The sequence below is a fragment of the Candidatus Zixiibacteriota bacterium genome (genome assembly GCA_018820315.1).
GTDB lineage: Bacteria > Zixibacteria > MSB-5A5 > JAABVY01 > JAHJOQ01 > JAHJOQ01.
Genome location: JAHJOQ010000156.1, coordinates 1 through 3395 on the forward strand (window position 1 = coordinate 1; position 3395 = coordinate 3395).

General features: G+C 48.5%; 2 protein-coding genes. Both read left to right on the forward strand.

What is annotated here, in order from left to right; all coding sequences use genetic code 11:
• Positions 1-496 precede the first annotated feature (496 nt).
• On the forward strand, positions 497-817 hold the full coding sequence (locus KKH67_15300) for a hypothetical protein (protein MBU1320545.1): 321 nt from the start codon (positions 497-499) through the stop codon (positions 815-817).
• 21 nt (positions 818-838) lie between these two features.
• A complete protein-coding gene (locus tag KKH67_15305; protein MBU1320546.1) occupies positions 839-2992 on the forward strand; it encodes a sigma 54-interacting transcriptional regulator in 2154 nt (717 codons plus the stop codon).
• The last annotated feature ends 403 nt before the right edge of the window (positions 2993-3395 follow it).

Sequence of the window (3395 nt, forward strand, 5' to 3'; positions counted from 1 at the left end):
ATCTCGTTTCAAGACATTGAGCTGATGCCTGAGCGCGAGGTTTTCCATGGCAAGCGCACGGTGCGACCTCAGCGCTGATAGAAGTGTGCGCAGGAGAAGGAATAGCATGGAATGTATGATACAATATGAGAAAGATAAGTGCAAGTAAGGCAAGGCGGACGACATTTATGAAAGGCACAGGGGGGCTATCTATCACCTCGGGTGGTACACTTTTCGACCGCCATTCGGTACACTTTTGCACCGCCGATTACAGTCAAGCCACACTTCTCAATTAAATCCTTGACATTGGCATGGTTTGCTGCATGATTATTATAGATAATTGTACGATACATATTCCGTTGGTAGCCATGTGATATCTCTACAGTGGGGATTCGAGTCGTCACCGGAATTGATGATCAGTGACAGGGAGCTTGACTGTGTTTGATTCGCCATCTGAAAGAAGCATGGTTATCGACGTTGTGATAGGCAATTAGAGTCTTTAGCAGGAGACTGAGTTATGAGACGGGTAATATTGATCGTCTCCATTGCGTTGCTCATATTTGGATTGACTGGGCATTCGAATCTGTTGGCAGATGGTGGCGAGGAGGCCTGTACGTCGTTGCAGAACGGGACAACTGGAGACAGTGCTCAGGATCAAGCCGGTTCAGATTCTGCAGAGCCAGCAGGCTTGTTGCAGAATCTTCTCGATGCTCTCCTTGGTTTGGTGGGAGCAGATTCGCACGATCCGGAGGATCCTTTGCAGAACGTGCATCCCCCGGACTACAACCCACCGACCCTTGGGGGTGACGACGGCGGATGGGAAGATCAGAACAAATGACGCACGGAAATGACTGTCGTGATGAACACTAGCCAACTGTGCAATCATGCAATCGAAAACGCTGAAGTAGCGATAAGGAGGGGAGATTTTTCTCAGGCACTTATTTCGCTGAGCGAAATCGATAGGCGGGAGCTTTTGACATCTGATACAACCACCAAGGCTCACGTATACTGCATGCATGGTATGGCTTTGTATGAACTGGGACATTACAGGCAAGCGCTGAGCAAAACTAGAGTCGCGATCCGCTTGACGAAGCTCAATGGCAATCACTCCGTCTTAGCTCAGGCGAAATACATCCTGGGCCGTATTCTCGTCAAGCGCGGAAAACTGAATGAAGCAGTTGAGCAGTTCAATGAGTCATACGCCATCTACCGAGCCTTAGATGATAGTGAATCTCTGTTCCTTCCGCTAAACAGTTTGGCTCAGCTTCATTACATTTCCGGCAATTTTAGCCGTTGTTGTGACGTGCTTGAGTTGTCCATCAATTGTGCGGCGAAATATCATACTGAGAGAGAAGTAGATATTGATAAGCGTAACTTGGCGCGCGTATTCATCTACATGGGGCGACTGAAGGAAGCTCAATCAATACTTGAGTCTATGGATTCTGAGAAGACTGATATGTCCGGCTGTGCTAATCTTTCGCTTCTTACTGGGATGCTTTCCATGTATCGGTGTGACCTAAATAGAGCGAAGCGTCATCTATTTACTGCGCTATCAATCTTTGATGACATTGGATCTATGCGTGACGTAAACGTATGCCAAGAACACTTGGGACTCACGTATCATCTCGAAGGGAATTGTGACAGAGCAACAGAGTACTACCAGCAAGTTCTCGACACACCGGAACCTACTGCATCTGCTGTCGCACAGACACTCCGCATGCTGGCCGACATCCATATTTCCAGAGACATGTTTCAAGAGGCTCTGAGCACTGCCAAGAGAGCCGAGGAAGCAATCGATAAGATCGGCGAAAAGCGAGAGCTTGGTGCTCTTTACCGTGCCTATGGTCAGATATACACGCAACGTGAAGAACATGATACAGCTCGCGGCTATTTCAATAAATCGATCACGCTGCTCAGAGAGATCGGTGCGCGGTATGAACTGGCGCTGACGCATTTCGCATGTGGCGAATCGAAGTCCTACAATATCAAGACAAGGATGCGTCATCTCGAATTCGGGCGTTTGCTTTTCTACGAAATGGGTGTACCCAAACGTGTAGAGCTGGTGCAGGAAGCTATTGATGAACTGAAGCTTCACTCTGTTCCTGATATTATCGTTCCTCGCGAGGATTCCTCACCGACAATCATCGCGGTGAGCCACGAGATGAAGAAGATCGTGGCGTTTTCTCAGGAGGCTGCCAAGTCAAGTTTGAACATTCTCCTAACGGGTGAGACAGGCACGGGCAAGGACCTGTTCGCGCGGTATATACATGACATGTCGAATCGGCGTGGCGAGTTCGTACCGGTTAATGCCGCGGCCTTACCACAGGAGATGATTGAATCTGAGTTGTTCGGTTATTGCAAAGGTGCATTCACCGGAGCTTCGCAATCCAGATCTGGTCTTTTTGAGATGGCTGATGGGGGCACATTCTACCTCAATGAAATCGCGGAGGCTCCTGCTGCATTTCAGAGCAAGCTTCTTGAGGTACTCGAAACACGCAAAGTCCGTCGTCTCGGTGAGAACAACAGGAGGTTAGTTAACTTTCGGCTGATCGCCGCCACGAACCGTGATCTCAAGCAGGAGATCAACGATGGCCGTTTCAGACTGGATTTGTATCATCGTCTGAACGAATTGTCGGTCGATATTCCACCGCTGAGAGAACGAAAAGATGAAATCAACGCTTTGGTCACACACTTCCTGTGTCTGCTACCTACCGATATTTCAGACGATGGTCGGAAACAGTGTATCTCTGCCCTGTCCAATGTCCTTTCGAATAGGAGTTGGAGTGGCAATGTTCGTGAACTTCGAGCAGAGATCAACAGACTCTGGGTAGCATCGCGAGGTGACATCGAGAGGATGGTATCTATTGCAAGGGCTGGTCAGTCTCTAACCATGAAGGACGAATTAATGAGTGTCCTTGCGGAAACCGGTTGGAATCGCCGCGAATCTGCGCGGAGAATTGGCATTAGCGAAGGGACAGTCCGTTACCGCATTAGGAAGTACAAACTCCAATAGATACTTCCCCTTCGTCACACTACCATATTCACTCATCTCGGCAACTTCGTACTTGAGCGCGTAAACGCGTAATTTCAGCGCGTAGGCTCCACATATTCGTAACATTTCCAGGTACAACATCTTACAGGCTGACGACTGTTTTGCTGCGTAAATTCTCGCGTAGCTTAGAGCATCATGGAGAGTAAAGTTGGGCAGATTGCTCTTTGTGCGATCTCATTCAAGTCTCTGATCACCAATGCCTTTCGTTCTTAATGAACGCAGCCTCATTGCGTTGGCATGTACTTTGCGATTGTATTTACCCAAATGTCACGGGTCGGGTTAAAGTAGGCCACTTCGGGTCGGGTGAAAACCGGCCAAGTTGTATGTCAATCGTTCCTATCATTATGCATTCTTCTGCTTAGCG